Origin of the sequence: Thalassospira sp. SN3W (genome assembly GCF_038070535.1) — a bacterium.
GTDB lineage: Bacteria > Pseudomonadota > Alphaproteobacteria > Rhodospirillales > Thalassospiraceae > Thalassospira > Thalassospira xiamenensis.
On sequence record NZ_CP121124.1, the window covers coordinates 4,456,778 to 4,472,689 of the forward strand.

General features: G+C 55.9%; 16 protein-coding genes. 10 read left to right on the top strand and 6 right to left on the bottom strand.

Features of this window, described 5'->3' with window-relative positions; translation table 11 throughout:
• Positions 1-40 precede the first annotated feature (40 nt).
• The 3 genes from P8T57_RS20525 to P8T57_RS20535 all read left to right on the top strand — a co-directional run bounded on the left by P8T57_RS20525 (position 41) and on the right by P8T57_RS20535 (position 2,951).
• Positions 41-544, top strand: a complete 504-nt coding sequence (locus tag P8T57_RS20525) for a TRAP transporter small permease (protein ID WP_071239874.1) — start codon at positions 41-43, stop codon at positions 542-544.
• Positions 537-1,928 (top strand): TRAP transporter large permease, encoded by a 1,392-nt coding sequence (locus tag P8T57_RS20530; RefSeq protein WP_341364145.1) that lies wholly within the window; start codon positions 537-539, stop codon positions 1,926-1,928. The genes P8T57_RS20525 and P8T57_RS20530 overlap by 8 nt, the downstream gene beginning before the upstream one ends.
• Before the next feature lie 102 nt (positions 1,929-2,030).
• Positions 2,031-2,951, top strand: a complete 921-nt coding sequence (locus P8T57_RS20535) for a helix-turn-helix domain-containing protein (RefSeq protein WP_071239870.1) — start codon at positions 2,031-2,033, stop codon at positions 2,949-2,951.
• 23 nt (positions 2,952-2,974) lie between these two features.
• Here the strand turns inward: P8T57_RS20535 and P8T57_RS20540 are convergent, their stop codons facing one another.
• The 4 genes from P8T57_RS20540 to P8T57_RS20555 form a co-directional block, all read right to left on the bottom strand.
• A complete protein-coding gene (locus tag P8T57_RS20540) occupies positions 2,975-3,430 on the bottom strand; it encodes a host attachment protein (protein WP_071239869.1) in 456 nt (151 codons plus the stop codon).
• Positions 3,431-3,521: 91 nt separating this feature from the next.
• Positions 3,522-4,355 carry an ABC transporter permease gene (locus P8T57_RS20545; RefSeq protein ID WP_341364146.1) on the bottom strand — a complete coding sequence of 278 codons (834 nt, stop codon included), beginning with the start codon at positions 4,353-4,355 and terminating at the stop codon, positions 3,522-3,524.
• Complete coding sequence (locus tag P8T57_RS20550) at positions 4,345-5,118, bottom strand: ABC transporter ATP-binding protein (RefSeq protein WP_341364147.1); 774 nt, start codon at positions 5,116-5,118, stop codon at positions 4,345-4,347. The genes P8T57_RS20545 and P8T57_RS20550 overlap by 11 nt, the downstream gene beginning before the upstream one ends.
• Positions 5,119-5,202: 84 nt before the next feature.
• On the bottom strand, positions 5,203-6,273 hold the full coding sequence (locus tag P8T57_RS20555; RefSeq protein ID WP_341364148.1) for an ABC transporter substrate-binding protein: 1,071 nt from the start codon (positions 6,271-6,273) through the stop codon (positions 5,203-5,205).
• Positions 6,274-6,835: 562 nt separating this feature from the next.
• On the opposite strand from P8T57_RS20555, the gene P8T57_RS20560 reads away from it, so the two are divergent.
• Positions 6,836-8,047, top strand: coding sequence for a TIGR03862 family flavoprotein (locus tag P8T57_RS20560; RefSeq protein WP_341364149.1), 1,212 nt, complete (start codon positions 6,836-6,838; stop codon positions 8,045-8,047).
• Between the two features lie 214 nt (positions 8,048-8,261).
• Positions 8,262-8,783 (top strand): hypothetical protein, encoded by a 522-nt coding sequence (locus P8T57_RS20565; RefSeq protein ID WP_341364150.1) that lies wholly within the window; start codon positions 8,262-8,264, stop codon positions 8,781-8,783.
• Positions 8,784-9,309: 526 nt separating this feature from the next.
• Here P8T57_RS20565 and P8T57_RS20570 read toward each other — a convergent pair.
• Positions 9,310-9,501, bottom strand: coding sequence for a hypothetical protein (locus P8T57_RS20570; protein ID WP_341364151.1), 192 nt, complete (start codon positions 9,499-9,501; stop codon positions 9,310-9,312).
• A gap of 251 nt (positions 9,502-9,752) precedes the next feature.
• On the opposite strand from P8T57_RS20570, the gene P8T57_RS20575 reads away from it, so the two are divergent.
• Genes P8T57_RS20575 through P8T57_RS20585 form a run of 3 tightly spaced genes read left to right on the top strand, consistent with a single transcriptional unit; the run spans position 9,753 to position 12,512 of the window.
• A complete protein-coding gene (locus tag P8T57_RS20575; RefSeq protein WP_341364152.1) occupies positions 9,753-11,174 on the top strand; it encodes an MFS transporter in 1,422 nt (473 codons plus the stop codon).
• A gap of 45 nt (positions 11,175-11,219) precedes the next feature.
• Positions 11,220-11,714, top strand: coding sequence for a MarR family winged helix-turn-helix transcriptional regulator (locus P8T57_RS20580; RefSeq protein ID WP_341364153.1), 495 nt, complete (start codon positions 11,220-11,222; stop codon positions 11,712-11,714).
• Between the two features lie 18 nt (positions 11,715-11,732).
• Positions 11,733-12,512 (top strand): siderophore-interacting protein, encoded by a 780-nt coding sequence (locus P8T57_RS20585; RefSeq protein ID WP_341364154.1) that lies wholly within the window; start codon positions 11,733-11,735, stop codon positions 12,510-12,512.
• A gap of 8 nt (positions 12,513-12,520) precedes the next feature.
• On the opposite strand, the gene P8T57_RS20590 is transcribed toward P8T57_RS20585, so the two are convergent.
• Entirely contained in the window at positions 12,521-13,444 is a 924-nt protein-coding gene (locus P8T57_RS20590) for a LysR family transcriptional regulator (RefSeq protein ID WP_341364155.1), read from the bottom strand.
• Between the two features lie 147 nt (positions 13,445-13,591).
• On the opposite strand from P8T57_RS20590, the gene P8T57_RS20595 reads away from it, so the two are divergent.
• Together P8T57_RS20595 and P8T57_RS20600 are read left to right on the top strand one after the other, a co-directional pair.
• Positions 13,592-14,440: an oxidoreductase gene (locus P8T57_RS20595; RefSeq protein WP_341364156.1), complete on the top strand. Its 849-nt coding sequence runs from the start codon at positions 13,592-13,594 to the stop codon at positions 14,438-14,440.
• Between the two features lie 128 nt (positions 14,441-14,568).
• Positions 14,569-15,897 (top strand): permease, encoded by a 1,329-nt coding sequence (locus P8T57_RS20600; RefSeq protein ID WP_341364157.1) that lies wholly within the window; start codon positions 14,569-14,571, stop codon positions 15,895-15,897.
• The last annotated feature ends 15 nt before the right edge of the window (positions 15,898-15,912 follow it).

Consider the following 15,912-nt stretch of genomic DNA (forward strand, 5'->3'; position numbering starts at 1 on the left):
CCCGTTTTCCCGCAAGATTGCCCGCGAGAATGAATGACAGATGAAACACGTGCTTAACAAGGCCGCATCATGGCTTGCCGTGGCGGGTGGTTTTTTGGCCCTGCTGATCGCGGTGGTAACCATCGTCAACGTTACCGCATTCGGCCTGGACAAACTCGCGCGCCTGTTTGGTGCGAATTTCCCGGCAATTATCGGCTACGAGGATTTCGTCAGCATGGTTGTCAGTTCGGCGGCCCTGATGTTCTTCCCCTATTGCCAGACCCGTTACGGCCATGTCGCCGTCGACGTGTTTATCAAAATGTTTCCCAACTGGTTCGCGCGCGGCGTTGATATCATCTCTGGCATCCTGATGACGCTTCTGGCCCTGTTCCTTGGCTATATGATGATCAACGGCCTGATCGAAGTCCGCAGCGACAATACCCTGTCGGCAATTCTGGGCTGGCCGATCTGGCCGTTCTATGTGCCGGGCATCGTATCGATGTTCCTGTGGGCGCTGATTGCCGCAAGCCAGATTTTCGAAAGCGAGGCCACGGCCAATGTCTGAACGCGAATTAATCGGCCTTGGCGGTCTTGTACTGCTGTTCTTTATTCTCGCGCTGCGCGTTCCGGTCGGGCTTGCCATGATCGGGATCGGGATCGGCGGCAACTATGTGCTTAGCCTGTTCTTCCCCTTCCTGCGCTTTGAACCCTATCTGCAACAGTTCAAATCCCTGTTTTACGGGATTGTCTCGAACTATGAACTCTCGGTCGTGCCGTTATTCGTCCTGATGGGCTATCTCGCCAGCCAGGCCAACCTGTCACGCGATCTGTTTCAGGGCGTCAATGCCATTCTGGGCCGGTTCCGGGGTGGCGTTGCCATGGCGGCCATCGGGGCCTGCGCCGGGTTTGGCGCGGTTTGCGGATCATCACTTGCCACCGCATCGACCATGGGCAAGGTCGCCCTGCCGGAACTGCGCCGCCTGAATTATTCGCCGCGCCTTGCCACCGGCACGCTGGCGGCGGGCGGAACGCTCGGCATCCTGATCCCGCCGTCTGTCGCACTGGTGATTTACGCCGTCACGGTCGAGGCATCGATCATCCAGATGTTCCAGGCGGCCATCATCCCCGGTTTGCTGGCGGTGGTGTTCTTTATGGCGGTAATTGCCATTCAGGTCCGCCTGAACCCGGGCCTCGCCCCGATCCCCGAACCGATGGCACCGGCGGAACGTCGCGAAGCATTGCTGCGCCTGATCCCGGTCATGGTGATTTTCGGCTCAATCATTCTGGGTCTTGGGGCCGGTCTGTTCACCCCGACCCCGGCGGCCGGTGTCGGCGTGTTTGCCATTCTGGTTTATGGCGGTTACATGCGCCTGCGTGGCAAGGGTGGCCTGACATTTTCCGGCCTGAAACAGTCGCTGCGCGATACGGCTGTCACCACCTCGATGATCTTTTTCATCCTGTTGGGGGCCGAAATCCTTAAAGGTTTCTTCAGCCGTGCCAACCTTCCGGCCTATATGGCCGAGGCCGCCGCCACCAGCGGCCTTGATCCCTGGCTGATCATGGTTCTGATGCTGCTCGCCCTGATCGTTCTGGGCTGCTTCATGGAAAGCCTGTCGATGATTGTTGTGATCATCCCGTTCTTCTGGCCTGCCCTGGTCGATATCAATGGCGGTGACTGGGCAACGGCGGCAACGGCGGCCTATGGCATGGGGGCCGAGGACCTTAAAATCTGGTTTGGTATTCTCGCCCTGATTGTCGTGGAACTGGGGCTGATAACGCCCCCGGTGGGGCTGAATGTGTTCATCATCAACGCCCTTGCCGATGGCGTCCCCATGAGCCAGACCTTCCGCGGTGTCATGCCCTTCTTTGCCGCCGAGATCGTCCGCATCATGTTGCTGATCTTTGTCCCGGTCCTGACATTGTTTGTCCCAACATTCCTCGGCGGTTAGCAACGCGCATCATAAGCTTGCGATAAGCCCGCCCGCTGTGGCGGGCTTTTCTTTTGGTCGCCCCCGAAAACCGCTAGACTGTCCGAAAGCAAACAGCAAAACATGATCATGGTCGCAACCCGCAACAGCATTCCGGTCTATAAACTTTACGGTGAAACCGGCGATACCGTCCCCGGAACCGCCGAACAGATTGCCATTTCCGAACCGGAATTCTTCCATCTCGAAAGCATCCCGTCGCGCTCCAAACTGCATGACCTGCACATTCAGCCACACCGTCATGCCAATCTGTTTCAGCTGCTTTACATCACCCACGGCCACGCCGGGATCGAATTTGACGACCGGCAATTCACCATGCAGGTCGGCCATCTGCTGACCCTGCCGCCCGGCACCGTGCACGGCTTCCGTTTCAGCCCCGATATCGACGGCTGGGTCATTTCGCTGACCGACTATCATTTGCAGGAAATTCTGGCCCCTGCCCCGAAATTGCTTGCACGCCTTGACCGACCACTTTGCGTTGATGCATCGGCAACCGCCGATCAGCCAAGCCCGACCGATTTCCTGATCCGTCAACTGGTCGCGGAATATTACGGACATAATACCGGGCGGTTATATGCGCTGCGTAACATATTGGGATTGCTGTTGCTCGGCATCGGTCGTGATGCCCCGTCCGGCGATCCGGCGCGCCTAAGCCGCAAGGAACAGAAAACCGCCAAGTTCCGCAAATTCCAGTCGCTGATCGAAACCTTCTACAAACAGCACAAACCGCTGGAATTCTACGCGCGCGAAATCGGCATCACCACGACACAGCTTAACCGCATTGCCAAGGACATCTATGGCATGACCGCCATCGAAGTCCTCCATCACCGCCTGATCCTGGAAGCCAAACGCACCCTGATCTATACCGACATCGCGGTTCAGCAGATCGCCGATGAACTGGGCTTTCGCGATGCCGGCTATTTCTCGCGCTTTTTCGCCAAAAAGGCCGCGATGTCACCGGTCCAGTTCCGGCAGGATCACCGGTAACATTCGGCCAAATCCGGGACCGGTCAAAGCCAGCCACCCGTCCCGCTCAGATGCTTGGGCAACTCATCAAGCGGCACATTGGTCAGGTCCTTGACGATTTCACCATCAAGCGCCTCGGCCAATGGCTTGGGCATTTTTGTGCGGACCTCGCCCATCACCTTGGGCGGCGCAATGACGATCAGATTGTCAAACCTGCCCTGCTTGCACTCATCGGCAAGATATCTGACGACATCATCGACAAATTCCTTCTGGGCATGTTCATGCGGATCGGATGCCGGGGGCATGGCGTGGCGTTGCTGATTACCTGCCGGATTGGCAAAACCGCGTCCCGGTTTGTCGCTGGCGATTTCCTGACTGGACCGGTTATCGGCCTGCATTTCCTCGACCGTTTCCAGATGACGGCCTTCGGCATCGCGCGTAACCGCAATCACATGCGCCTTGCCACCGTCAGCCACGAGAATCCATTGGTTCCTATGCATTTCAACCTGCCTTTTTGTTGGGACTGTCCCCGGAACGTTACGGGGACAGCTTTGGTTCCATATCAAGGCAGATCAAACAGTCCGAAATCGATTATCGCCAGCCCAGCAACCAGCGATCCAACCGCCCAAGCAACCACGAAACACACAACCCCAAAAGCGATAAAACCACCACACCGGCAATCAACTGATCGGTCTGATACAGGTTCCCGGCTGCCAGAATAAGCGCCCCGATGCCGTATTGCGCGCCGATCATTTCGGCCGCAATCAAAAGGATAATCGCGATCGAGGATGAAATACGGAACCCCGACAGGATGGTCGGCAACGCACCGGGCAGGATGATCTTGCGGATCACCGACCACATCGGCAGATCAAAGCTTTGCCCCATGCGGATCAGGTTGCGCTGCACGTTATCAACCCCGCCAAATGTATTGATCACGGTCGGGAAAAACACGCCAAAGGCAATGGTGGCAAATTTCGATGGTTCACCAATGCCAAACCAGATGATGAAAAGCGGCAGAAGCGCAATTTTCGGGATCGGGAAAAGGGCCGATACAAACGCCACACCGGGCGACCGTGCCCAGCTGAACATCCCGACCAGAAAACCGACAAAAAGCCCGGCCACCGTCCCCATGATCCAGCCGCCAACAAGCCGCTGCAACGACGCGCCAAGATGCAGCCAAAGATCACCCGTGACGATCAATTGCCAAAGCGCCTTGGCCACCGCAACCGGGCTTGGCATCGCAAGTTCGCTGATCACCCCGGTGCTTGATCCCAATTGCCAAAGCACAATCACGGCCACGAAAAAGCCCCATGCCGCAACCGGATTGGCCTTCGGGTTAAAGCCCGTGGCGCGAAACCGCACCTGACTTGCCGGCGACGCCGCACCTTGGGGATCGGCCCGGACTTTGCTGATATCATGCGACATTTTCAAGCTCCTTATCGGCCGCAATCGCCTCATCCCGGATCAGGTTCCAAAGCGCGCTCTCATGCGCGATCAGTTCCGGCATGCCTTCACGCCGCTCTGCAATCGGAATATCGATTGTGTGGATTTCCTTGATCGTACCGGGGCGACGGCGCAATGCCACCACCCGGTTGGCCAGCCGCACCGCCTCGTTCAAATTATGCGTCACATAAACCGCCGTCATGCCGGTCCGCGCAAACAGGGCGGCAAATTCATCCAGCAGCAAAATCCGCGTCTGCGCATCCAGCGCCGATAACGGCTCGTCCATCAACAAAACCGCCGGGCGCACCGCCAACGCACGCGCAATCCCCACACGCTGCTTCATCCCGCCCGAAAGCTGTTTGGGATAGGCATCACGAAAATCCCAAAGATTTGTCTGCTCCAGCACCTCTGCCACCCGCGCATCACGGTCTGCCCTGGATAATCCGTGGTCTTCAAGCACAAGGCTGATATTGCCCGCCACCGTCCGCCACGGCAAAAGCGCGAAATCCTGAAATACATAAGTCAGCGGGTTAAGGCATCCTTCAGGCGTCGCCTTGTCACAAATCAGAATCTCGCCGCGTGTCGGGGCCAGCAACCCGCCAATGATCGACAATAATGTCGATTTGCCGCAGCCCGACGGCCCGATCAATGCCACGACCTCGCCCGGTTCGATCCCGAAATCGATATCGCGCAGCGCCTCGACCTGATCATATGAATGGCAAATGCCCTTGATTTGCAGCCGCATGGCACAATCCGTTTATCTGAAATCTAAAAATGAAACGACCGGGCCAGCCGACAACGCAACCGGCCCGGTCGGGAAAATATCGCCTTACTCGGTCAGGGCCGGGATAAAGCTGGTATCGATGAATTTCGCCGGATCGGCATCGGCGGAAACAAAGCCGCGATCCTGATACCATTTGACCTGCGCCTTCACATCGGCAACGTCAAGTCGGGCTTCCTCGGTGATGAACATCGCGCCATCACGAATTTTCGGATAAGCCTTGTCCGCCGGATCGTTGGCATAAACATATTTATGCACGATCTCGAGGATCTCCTGCGTGGTGTCGCTTTCAACAAGCTTGCCATCCGCATCGGTCGCCAGAAGGGCCGCACGGTAATCCGCCACACCCTTCTGATAGGCGCGTACGAATTTCTCGACCATCTCGCGCTTTTCTTCGACATTCTCGGTCGATGTAAACAGGCCGCCGACCTGATACGGCACGTAATCCTTCACCCAGCCGATAATATGCGCCGCCCCGGCATTGGCCAGCGGCTTTGCGATATGCGGCACGATGATCATGCTGTCGACCTGCCCGCTTTTAAGCGCGCCAATCATGTTGGGTACGGACTGCAACGGTTTAAGCGAAACACTTTCCGGGTCAAACCCGGCCTTCTCGGCGACATTGCCGATCATGTAATGGAAGCTCGACCCGACCTGCGACAGCGCAAAGCTATGACCGGGCAATTTATCAACCGAAGTCAGACCGGCCTCAAACGCCGCATTGGACGCCAGAATGGCCGATCCGTCATAACCCGGATCTTCATGCAACTGCGCACCAATAACCTTAAGCGCCCCCTTGGCCGCAAGGTTAAAGAACCCGCCGGTAAACGCTGTCACGCCAAAATCGGCATCACCCGATGCAATCGCAACCGCAACCGGCTGGGCCGCCTGAAAGATCGAAATCTCGGCATCAAGGCCCTCGTCGGCAAGGTAACCCTTTTCCTTGGCAATAAATAACGGCGCGCTTGAAACAAACGCCAGTGCGGCAATATCGACCTTCTCGTTGGCCTGTGCGGCCTGTGCGCCAAACGCCACAAGCGCGCTCGCCCCCATCGCCAGTGCAACAACCGATCCACGCGCCAGCCGTGCCGCGCCCGCCATTCCCCTCATCGAAACCATGTTTCCTCCACAGGATCATTATTTTTGAATGCGTTATAACCTTCGGAATTTTGTTAGCCGATTTATCGACAAATTGCCAATCTTTGCCGCATTTTTCCGCCAAAAGGGTCGATTTCACCCTTAATGCGCAAGTCACAGCGAACCCTATTTCCGCCAAGGTCGAATTTTCGCGGGCCTCCCGCCCTTCCCGTACCACGCTCTCCCATCTTTCTAGCACCCCTCCACGGTCGTTCCCGCGAAAACGGGAACCCATCGGGCCACAACCTCCATCACCGAAATCGGAGAAACCCCGCACCGCAAACTGGATGCCCGCCTTCGCGGGCATGACGGGGATGGGTCAAGCCCCCGATACTTGCCTTGCGCAAAACAACTGTCGCCCCGCCCCGCTTCCTTTACCGTCTCCCGCCCCTCTACTGTCGCCCCGCCCTCTACCGTCACTCCCGCGAACGCGGGAGTCCATCGTGCCACCCGCTCCCACGCCGCCGCCTGTAATCCCGCAAATTGCCATCCCCGCCAAACCGGCTAAAACCGCCTGACATAGCCCCACGCACAAAGGCCACCAATGTCATCAAACCCCGATACCCCAGCCCCAAAACCAAACGGCAAAACCGCGATGATCATTGGTGCGGGTCCGGCGGGGCTGATGGCGGCCGAGCGCCTCGCCGGGTCCGGTCATGCGGTCACGATCTATGAGGGCATGCCAAGTGCCGGGCGCAAATTCCTGATGGCCGGGAAATCGGGGCTGAACATCACCCATGCCGAAGACCTCGAAACGTTTTTGTCGCGCTATGGCACCTCGCGCGCACGGCTTGAACCGCACTTGCGCAAATTCGGCCCCAACGAAATCCGCGACTGGTGTGCCGGGCTTGGCATCGAAACCTTTGTCGGATCATCTGGCCGCGTTTTCCCGACCGCGATGAAGGCAAGCCCGCTTTTGCGCGCCTGGCTGCGTCGTCTGGATGATTTGGGCTGCAAAATCCATTACCGCCATTACTGGACCGGCTGGGATGAAACCGAAAATGCCGTTTTCAAAACCCCGGACGGCGAAGTGACGGCCACGGCGGATATCACCGTTCTGGCATTGGGCGGCGGAAGCTGGAAGCGGCTGGGATCGGATGGCAAATGGATGGAAATCCTGAAATCCGCCGGGATCACCTGCAACCCGTTCAAACCGGCCAATTGCGGTTTTGACGTCGCCTGGACCGACCATCTGATCGATAAATGCGCGGGGTCACCTGTCAAGGCCGTGACGCTAACGGTCGAAACCAAATCCGGCCCGCAAACCGTGCGCGGCGAATTCGTGATTTCCAGAACCGGGATCGAAGGCAGTGCGGTCTATGCCATCTCGGCCCCGCTTCGCGATCAGTGGCTTGAAACCGGCGATGCCATCGTGACGCTCGACCTAACGCCTGACCGCGACCTGGCCGACGTCACCGCGCGCCTTGCCAAACCACGCGGCAAAAACTCGCTTGGCAATCACCTGCGCAAAACACTTGGTCTGGACGCCACCAAAACCGCCCTCGTTTTCGAAACCACCCCGCGCGAAACCCTGAACGACCCCGCCAAACTGGCAATCACGATCAAGGCCCTACCGCTTAAAATCACCAAACCCCGCCCGATTGACGAGGCGATCAGCACGGCGGGCGGTGTGGCATGGGAAGAACTCGACGAAAATTTCCAACTCAAAAAACGCCCCGGCACCTATTGCGTGGGCGAGATGGTCGATTGGGAAGCCCCGACGGGGGGGTATTTATTGAGTGGGTGTTTGGCTTAATGAGTTCTTGCCGAGCCTTGTTTTCGGAAAAAGGAAAAAATTATCGACTGATTGCAATTGATTAAAATAGAATTCTCGGAAGAACCTGACAGGCAGCACAGTTGACGTCATGAAGCACATAGGCTTAATCCCTAGAAATAGGCTAAGAAACCTTCCTGAAGAGCTGAGATGCTTACATGAGCTATGTTTTTTTCTACATGACCAATCCGTCCAAATGCTGAAAGAATATGAAGAAGCACGAGCACACATAGTCACTGTAGAATTTGAAAACGACACCCAAAAAGAAAAATTCCTCAGTATAGCAGATAAAGAAAATACTATTTCTGCAATGGAGGCAATTGGGCATCATGATCTCGCGAAGAGAGCTCAGATAAACACTATAATAATTGGATTAGTCAGCGATTATTTACATCACATATATGAATCATTGAAATGCTTTGAGAAAAGAAAATTCATAGTAGGGTTTAATCTTCTTAGGAAACCTCTAAAAGATAATCTTCTTTATTTATCTTGGATTCTTGGGGATGAAGATAGCTTCTATAATGAATTCAATACCGGCAATCCAAACCGCTTAACGCAAAGGGCTCTTGGAGGAAAACGCGTCACCATTTTTGATCAAGCTGTGTCAAAACTCAGATTCCCAGTATTTTTTCTGGAAAGAAAATTGAAGAAACAATATTCAGAAAAGAAAATGAAAATGGATTTGAAAAACTATTTCAACACTCTGTTCATTTAATAACCAATCAAAATCCAGAGATAACAAGCAGCTCTCACAATTTTAATTTTATATTTAAGAGCCCAATATCAGAAGATGTATATTATCATTTATACGAAAATCTTCCGTACATACTACTTTATTCAACACAAATAATTTATCAACTATTTTTAAAATGAAACCAGCCGACCCTGGGTCAAACAGCGCTTTTCTTTACAGAACCATATACAGCTATGCCTCTTTCAGTGAAATGATCCCCTGAAAAAATTGAAAAAGAAATAAAAACGTATTAAAAAATGAGGTAAATTGCAAAACTGTAAAACAATATAAAAATAACAAAATACAATACAGTCAAATTAATCATGACAGACAAAATCAGATGCAACAAATGCAAGAGAATAGAATACGTTCCATTCTCATGGATATTCTAAATAAACATAAAACAGCATCATCGAACATCACTCTTACGGCCAAGACTCCAAATCTTCCTCATCAACCTTCAATAAAAAGGGGACAGATTTATTTTTGTCCCTATAAAGTATAACACTCAATGACAATGCACCGCCCCCGCCCTGTTATCCATATGGCAACACTGCCCCGGCGGGGAGCTTTTGCGGCAGCCGCCGCCATGCTCAACCGCCTGATCAAACGCGATTGAACCCTGTGCGGCATATGTCGGCATCGGCGCGGCCCCCATCGCAAACAGCGCACTGATCCCCAGAACCATCATCATTTTCATCAATCTGCCCTCCCTTATTCATCCCGAATGATACACCTCTAATATACCTCCGAACACTACCCCTAAGGACAGCCCCAGAAGAACAGCCTCGAAAACAAGTTGACAAAATCAACCACATTTTATATTGGTTGATAAAGTCAACCATATAACCGTGCCTGCAACCGCGATATCGGGTGGCATTTTGCCCTGCTTGCCCGCTCCTCGCGCCGCCTCTTGCCACCGCACGCTTTGTTTTCGGAATGTTGCCCCACATGAAGATATCAAAAACCATCCACGCCGACGGATTGCCGCAGCCCCAGCGGTCATTCGCCATGATCGCCGTGTTACTGACCGTCATGATGGCCGTGCTTGACGGGTCGATCATGAATGTCGCCCTGCCCGCCATTGCCCACGATCAGAATGTCAGCCCGGCGCACGCCATCTGGGTCATCACCGCCTATCAGTTGGCGGTTGTCGTCGCCCTGCTGCCGCTATCCGCCCTTGGCGAGGCGATTGGCTTTCGCAAGGTCTATCTGGCCGGGATGGTGATTTTCGGCATTGCGTCCGCCCTGTGCGCCTATTCCCCCAATATCGAATTCCTGACCTTCGCCCGCGTGTTGCAGGGTCTGGGGGGTGCGGCGCTGATGAGCATCAACGCAGCCCTTATGCGCCACAGCGTCCCGCAGGCAAAACTTGGCCGGGCCATCGGGCTGATTGCCATGGTGGTGTCGATCTCCGCCGCCGCCGGGCCGACCATCGCCTCGGCCATTCTCGCGGTGACGACATGGCACTGGCTGTTTCTGATCAATATCCCGATTTCGATCATCGCCATTGTTCTTGGCACCTTCGCCCTGCCCTATACCAAACCAACCCGCACCCGGTTTGACTATATAAGCGCATTCCTGAACGTGCTGGCATTCGGCGGGCTGATTTCGGCCCTTGGCAATGTCGGCACCCAAAGCCACCCGATGCTGATCGCGGGCCAGTTCGTGATTGCGATCACCGCCGGTTTCTTCCTTGTCCGCCGCCAGTTTTCGCGGGAACGGCCGATGCTGCCGCTTGATCTGCTGGCCCGTCCGGTCTTTGCCTGCTCCATCGGGTCATCGATTGCGGGCTTTTGCGCGCAATTCATCGCCTTTGTCGCACTCCCATTCTATTTCCATGACGTGCTGCATTATAGTGCTGTCGATACCGGCCTTCTGATGACGCCGTGGCCCGTCGCCACCGCCATCATCGCCCCGATTGCCGGGCGGCTGGCTGATCGATATTCACCCATCCATCTGACCGGGATCGGCATGGGGATTTTTGCCATCGGCCTGTTTGCCGTCACCCTGATCCCGGCCGGAAGCCCGCATACAGCCCTTGCGATCATTGCCTGCCTGATGATCTGCGGCGTTGGTTTTGGCCTGTTCCAGTCGCCCAATAACCGCCTGATGATGACAAGCGCCCCACGCGACCGCAGCGGCGGTGCGGGCGGGATGCTCGCCACCGCCCGCCTGACCGGGCAATCGGTTGGTGCCGCCCTGGCCGCGATCCTGATCGGCACGGGTGGTGCGTTTGATCTGAGTGCGATCATGGGGGTTGCGGCGGGCTTTGCCCTGATATCGGCCGCCATTTGCGAGGGCCGCAAATATGCGATCCGCACCGGCATCATCGCCCCGCACGGCTATGAAGCCGACGCAAAGCCGTCATAACGAACCAGAAAACACCTTGCGAACGCGCAAGCCAGAAACATATCGATGAGTAAGCCCATGGAAACGCCGACGAAAACGCCAACGGAAACGCCAACAACCAAACCCGCAAATGCGCATGTCCCCGGCGAAACCCTTCACCGGCTGGTCCATGCTTTCAAGCGCGCCATGCGCGAAAGTTTGCAGGATGCCGATATGCCGCTTCCGATCTCGCAGATGCGCACCCTGAAATGGATCATCAAAAGCCCCGGCGTCACCGCACAGCAAATCGCCGCCCGCACCGGGCAGGACAAGGGCCGCATCACGCGGCTTATCAAGGAACTCGAAGAAAACGGATTGATCGAACGCCGCCCCCATCCCGAAGACGGGCGAAGCCAGACCCTGCATTTGACGCCAAAGGGCGATGCGCTGATGGAAGAATACCGTGCCGTAGAAGCCAAAATCCGCACGCGCATGGCCACCGGTTTAAGCCAGAAACAAATCACGGATTTCAACGAAATTGCCAGCCTGATGGCCGACAATCTGGAATCCGAAAACAGATAATCCCTACAGGAGCTTGGAATGAACAGACCAGCACCCCGCGATCTGACCGTGATCCGCAAAACCTATATCACGCCCAATATGCTGCGCGTGACCCTGGGCGGTGACGGCATCGCATCCTTCCCCGACGATCAGGAAAGCGCCTATGTCAAACTGATCTTCCCGATTGACGGCGATGAAAAGGACCGCGTTCTGCGCCGGACCTATACCGTGCGTCATGACCGCATCACCGATCAGGGTCGCGAAATCGATATCGATTTCGTCATGCATGGCGATGGTTCCGATGATAACGATCATGGCGGCCCGGCCTCGAACTGGGCGGTCAATTGCAAGCCCGGCGACCTGATCACCATCGGCGGCCCCGGCCCGAAAAAGCTGGTTGATCCCACCGCCGACTGGTTCCTGATTGTCGGCGATATGACGGCCCTGCCCGCCATTTCGGTCAATCTGGAAACGCTGCCATCCGATGCACGCGGTTACGCCGTGATCGAAATCGCGTCCGAGGCCGATATGCAGGATTTGCAAAAGCCCGAAAACGTCACCATCGAATGGGTGATCAACCCGCATCCGGGCGAAAATGCCAATGCCCTGCCCGATGTGGTGAAAAAACTGCCCTGGGCTGATGGTCGCCCGTCGGTCTGGGCCGCATGCGAATTTACCGCGATGAAAATGCTGCGCGATCATTTCCGCAATGATCGGGGGCTTGGGAAGGATGATCTTTATATCTCAAGCTACTGGAAACTTGGCCTGAACGAAGACAACCACAAGGTCATCAAGGCCGAGGACGCCCAGGCCGCGTGACATGCAGGCTATGCGTCCCGGCCTTCCCGTTCCTGATGGCAGTGACGCAGAAAATCGATCAATGCACGAACAGCGGGCGGTGTCGCCCGCTGCTTCGGATAATAAAGATACCAGCCCGGAAAGGGCGGTGAAAACTCTTCCAGAACCGGCACAAGCGACCCGTCATCGATCATCGGCTGCATCCAGCGCGACGACCAATAGGCAAACGCAATCCCCACCCCCTGTGCCGCCGCCTTTAACGCCGTATCACGGTGCGACACGATCAGTGGCCCATCGACCGCAACGCTGATCCATCGCCCGTCAACGCAAAATTCCCAGTTATAAAGCTTCCTGCGCCCCGGTTTGCGCCAATTGATGCATTTATGCCCGTGCAGATCGGCCGGTGTTTGCGGCACCCCATATCGCGCCAGATAATCGGGCGACGCCACGGCAAGCTGATGGATATCCGGGCCCAGCCTGACCGCGACCATATCCTTTTGCAATAACTCGCCCAGCGTAATGCCAAGGTCATATCCGGCATCAACGATATCAAGCGGCGCATCCTCGATCACAAGTTCCAGAACCACATCGGGATATTTTTCGTGAAACGCGCCAAGCCACGGCTCGATCTGGGTCGCAAGCGCAAGCCTTGGCAGCAAAAGCCGCACCGTCCCCGCCGGTCGCCCCTGAAACTGCATGATATCTTCCACCGCAAAGGCCATTTCGGCCATCGCCGGGCGAAACCGTTCAAAAAGCCGCTTTCCCGGCTCGGTCAGTGATGTGCTGCGCGTGGTTCGCTGCAAAAGGTTCACACCCAGCCGATCTTCAAGATTGCCAATCGTCTGGCTTAACGACGATGCCGAAATGCGCAGCCGTGCCGCCGCACGCCTGAAATTGCCTTCTTCGACCACGGCGACAAAGGCTTCAAGTTCGGCATATTCCCGCCCGCGCATAATACATTCCTTTTTAAACAGTCCATGCAGACTTTAACCCATATACCAAACAATCAGATATCACTAGCCTTGGTCATCACATCACGACACATCACGTCCCAAGCCTGCCCCGCATGGCTTGCCCGATTGCACAAAGGACCATCGCGAATGACCACGACCACAAATCCGAAAAACATCCTGATCACCGGTGTCAGCTCCGGCTTTGGCCGCGCCTTTGCCACGGCGGCAATTGCCGAAGGCCACCATGTCATCGGCACGGTCCGCAAACAGGGTGACCTTGCCGCCTTCACCGCCCTGTCCCCGGCACAGACCACCGGCATCATCCTTGATGTCACGGATTTTGACGCCATCCCCGGCGCGGTTGAAAAGATCGAAACCGATATCGGCCCGATTGACGTTCTGATCAACAATGCCGGATATGGTCACGAAGGATTGCTTGAAGAATCCCCGCTTGCCGAACTCGAAGCCCAATTCCGGGTCAATGTGTTTGGCGCGGTCGCGATGATCAAGGCCGTCCTGCCCCATATGCGCCAACGCAGACGCGGCCATATCCTCAATGTCACCTCGATGGGCGGCTTCATCACCATGCCCGGCATCTCGTACTATTGCGGCAGCAAATTCGCCCTTGAAGGCATCAGCGAAACACTGGCCAGCGAAGTCGTCGGGCTTGGCATTCATGTCACCGCGATTGAGCCGGGATCATTCCGCACCGACTGGGCCGGGCGTTCCATGGTTCGCTCCGACCGCAGCATTTCCGATTATGACGCCCTGTTTGATCCAATCCGCAAAGCCCGTGAAGCCAAAAGCGGCAATCAGGCCGGTGATCCCGCCAAGGCCGCAAAGGCGGTGATGGATATCCTGAATGCCCCCAATCCGCCGGTGCATCTGCTGCTGGGGCGCGATGCGCTGTCGCTGGTGCGCACCAAACTTGATGACCTGCAAGCCGAATTCACCCAATGGGAACACATCACCACATCAACGGATTTTGACGCTTGATCGGCCCGAACCATCGCAATCAGACATTCCCTTCTATTGCTCAAACAAAACCCTGATCTTGCGCTAGATCAGGGTTTTGCTCTTTCAAACCCGCTAGATTGCAATATTGATCCAGTCTGGGGGATGGCATGCTCAACTCTTTGCGGACACTTTATCGCGACAACCCGAAAGAGGCGCATCTGGCGGCCCTTGTTCTGGCGGGCTTTCTTGCGATCTATTTTATTCCTGCTGGCACCCAACGTTTTGACAATGCCGTCCTCGAAGCCGTCCGCCTGACCAACTGGTATGCGCGCGAACATGTCATCCTGTGCCTTCTGCCCGCCTTTGTCATTGCCGGTGCGATGGCGGTTTATATCAGTCAGGGATCGGTCATGCAGTATCTTGGCCCCGATGCATCCCGACCGATTGCCCTGGGTGTTGCCGCGATCTCGGGGACGCTTCTGGCGGTGTGTTCCTGCACGGTATTGCCCCTGTTTGGTGGCATTTACAAACGCGGGGCCGGTCTGGGCCCGGCCATTGCTTTCCTCTATTCCGGCCCGGCGATCAACATCATTGCCATTGTGGTCACGGCCAAAATTCTTGGTGCGGAAATCGGCATTGCACGCGGTGTTGGCGCAATTGCTTTTGCCATTGTGATCGGCATGATCATGCATCTGATCTATCGCCGCGAAGAAGCCGCAAGGGCCAAAACATCGGCGCGCGGCTTTGCCGCCACGGATACCGAAAAGCCGCTTGGCACCACCATCACGTTTTTCGCCCTGATGATTGCGGTTCTGGTCTTTGCCAATTGGGCACCGGTTGAAAATTCGATCTGGATGGCGGTTTTCAACCATAAATGGCTGATCACCATTGTGCTTTCGGCCGGGCTTGCGGTGTTGCTGATCTGGCAGTTCAACTGGTCGGCAACGCATCTGCTGCTACTGGCCGGGCTGGTCATCCTTGCCGCCCTGATTGTCCCAGATGCGCCGCAACTTGCCTTTGCCGTCGGGATTGGTGGCATGATGCTGATCGCACTTTCGCGCCCGAAAGACCGTGAATGGGCCGATCAAAGCTGGGATTTCACCAAACAGATCCTGCCGCTTCTGGTGATCGGGGTGTTTGTCGCGGGCCTGCTGCTGGGCCGTCCCGGCCATGACGGCCTGATCCCCGCCCGCTGGGTCAATGCCGCCGTCGGCGACAATTCCCTGAAATCGACAATCCTGGCCTCGGTCCTTGGCGCATTCATGTATTTCTCGACCCTGACCGAAGTCCCGATTGTACAGGCATTGATGGGGGCCGGAATGGGCAAAGGCCCCGCCCTTTCGCTGCTTCTGGCCGGTCCGGCCCTGTCGCTCCCCAATATGCTGGTGATCCGGACCGTCATCGGCACACAGAAAACAATGGTATATTGCGCGCTTGTGATCGTCATGGCGACGATCACCGGTTTCATCTATGGCAATTACTGGCCCGCAAACTGATCGATAAAGGAATCC